This is a genomic window from Streptomyces sp. NPDC002265 (assembly GCF_040296125.1).
GTDB lineage: Bacteria > Actinomycetota > Actinomycetes > Streptomycetales > Streptomycetaceae > Streptomyces.
The window spans coordinates 1-2,632 of record NZ_JBEOWS010000611.1 but is presented as its reverse complement, the minus strand read 5'-3'; the positions used below and the strand labels follow the sequence as shown (position 1 = coordinate 2,632).

Annotated in this window: 2 protein-coding genes; both read left to right on the top strand. The window is 74.9% G+C overall.

The window, feature by feature from the left end:
- Positions 1–185: 185 nt before the first annotated feature.
- Complete coding sequence (locus ABT085_RS45515) at positions 186–1,016, top strand: response regulator transcription factor (RefSeq protein ID WP_351622909.1); 831 nt, start codon at positions 186–188, stop codon at positions 1,014–1,016.
- Positions 1,017–2,459: a sensor histidine kinase gene (locus ABT085_RS45510; protein ID WP_351622906.1), complete on the top strand. Its 1,443-nt coding sequence runs from the start codon at positions 1,017–1,019 to the stop codon at positions 2,457–2,459.
- The last annotated feature ends 173 nt before the right edge of the window (positions 2,460–2,632 follow it).

Below are 2,632 nucleotides of genomic sequence, written 5' to 3'. Positions count from 1 at the left end.
GGCTGACCGGATCGCCGCCCTGCGGTCCGTCGGCTGACCGGATCGCCCCCTGTGGCCCGCCGGCCGACCGGCGGGCCGGGCGGCCCGGCGCGGGTTGCGGCCGGGCGGGTGAGAGGCCAGTAAGAAGGGCGCCCTGGGCAAGATCATCAGGTCGTCGGACCCCTGGCGCTTGGCAGACTGGGTCCGTGCCCCAGACTGTGCTGCTCGCCGAAGACGACCGCGCCATCCGCCACGCACTGGAACGCGCCCTGGCCCTGGAGGGCTACCAGGTCACCGCGGTCGCCGACGGCGTCGAGGCGCTGGCGCACGCCCACCGCACCCCGCCGGACGTGCTCGTCCTCGACGTGATGATGCCCGGCATCGACGGACTCCAGGTCTGCCGGGTGCTGCGCGCCGAGGGCGACCGCACCCCGATCCTGATGCTGACCGCGCTGGTGGAGACCGCCGACCGGATCGCGGGCCTGGACGCCGGAGCGGACGACTACGTCGTCAAGCCCTTCGACGTCGAGGAGGTCTTCGCCCGGCTGCGCGCCCTGCTGCGCCGCACCAGCCCGAACGAGACCGCCGCCCCCGCCGAGCCCGCGGGCGAGACCCCGGCCGGGGTGCCCGGCGCGCCGGCCGAACCGCCGGCCGGGGCGGGAGCGGGTACGGCTACGGCGTCGGGCGCGCCCTCGGCCCAGGTGTCCGGCTCGGTGCCCGGTCCCTCGCCGTCCGGCCGGCACATCGAGGCGGCCGGGCTGCGGATGGACCGGCAGGCGCGCCGGGCCTGGCGCGGCGGACGCGAACTGGAGCTCACCCGCACCGAGTTCGAGCTGCTGGAACTGCTGGTGCGCAACGCGGGCATCGTCCTCGACCACTCCACCATCTACGACCGTATCTGGGGCTACGACTTCGGGCCCGGCTCCAAGAACCTCGCCGTGTACGTGGGTTACCTGCGCCGCAAGCTCGACGAGCCCGGCGCGCCGCAGCTGATCCACACGGTGCGCGGCGTGGGTTACGTGCTGCGGGAGGACTGAGTGGGCCGCTTCCGGCGGCTGCTGACCTGGCGACGGCCCGGTCTGCTCTCGCTGCGCACCACCCTCGCGGTGTCGTTCGCGGCGGTGGCCGCGGCCGTCACCGTGCTGGTCGGCATCCTGTCGTACAGCGCGGCGGCCCGGCTCGTGCGCGTGGACCAGCAGACCGTGTTCGACGAGGTCGTGCAGGACGTGCGCGACGAGGTCGGCCAGCACCGCATGACGCCCGACGACTTCTCCTCCTCCGCGCCCGGCCACGATGTCGTACGGCCGCCGCGCACCGATGTGCAGGTGCTCGGCCCGGACGGCAGGGTCGTCGACCGGGGCAGTCCGGGCCTGCCGGTCACCGCCGCCGACCGGACCGTCGCCGCGGCCGCCACCGCCGGCCTGATCGCCGAGCACAAGGACGTCGACGTCGGCAACGACGTCTACCGGGTCGCCACCGTCTCCCTGGGCGGCGGCCGGGGCGCGATCCAGGTCGCGCAGGAGTTCAGCGACACCGAGGACCTGCTGCGCACGCTCCAGCAGCGCACCCTGGTGCTGATGGCGGCCGTCGTCACCGCGGCCGGTCTGTTCGGCTGGTGGCTGGCCCGGCGTGTCACCCGCCGGCTGGTCGTGCTCACCTCCGCCGCCGAGGACGTCGCCCGCACCCGCCGCCTGGGCGTGCAGGTGCCGGTCACCGGATACGACGAGGTGGGCCGGCTGGGCCGCGCCTTCGACCGGATGCTGGGCCGGCTCGCCCAGTCGGAGGAGGACCAGCGCCGGCTGGTCCAGGACGCCGGGCACGAGCTGCGCACCCCGCTCACCTCACTGCGTACGAACATCTCGCTGCTGCGCAGGATCGACGAACTCCCGCCTGCCACCCGGGAGGACCTGGTCGCCGACCTCACCCAGGAGGCGCGCGAACTGACCGACCTGGTCAACGAGCTAGTCGACCTCGCCGCGGGCCAGTCCGACACCGAGCCGGCCCAGCAGGTCGACCTGGCCGACATCGCCGAGGACGTCGTCGGCCTCGCCCGGCGCCGTACCGGGCGGGAGATCGTGCTGCGCGCCAGCGGTGACACGACGGCCCACGGGCGCCCCGGGCTGCTCCAGCGGGCGATGTCCAACCTCGTGGAGAACGCCACCAAGTTCGACCGCGACGGCACCGCGCCCATCGAGCTGCACATCGCGGGCCCGGCCCGGCCGGGCACGGTCCGGGTGGAGGTCCTCGACCGGGGCCCCGGCATCGCGGGTGCCGACCTGATCCGCATCTTCGACCGCTTCTACCGGGCCGCCGACGCCCGCGCCCTGCCCGGCTCCGGTCTCGGCCTGTCCATCGTGCGGGAGGTGGCCCTGGCGCACGAAGGCGCGCCGTTCGCCTTCCGGCGGGAGGGCGGCGGCTCGGTGATCGGGTTCACGGTGGGCGGGGGACCGGTGGAGGGGCGGAGCCGGGGCGAATCCTGAGGCCCTCATGGGCCTTCTGCCCTTCCGTCGGTCCCGCCCTCCCGCTGGTCCCGCCCTCCCGTTGGTCCCGCCTTCCCGTTGGTCCCGCCCTCCCGTCGGTCCCGCCGGTCCCGTCCTCCCGCCGGTCCCGTCCTCCCGCCGGTCCCGTCCTCCTGACGAGGTCAGTTCTCCTC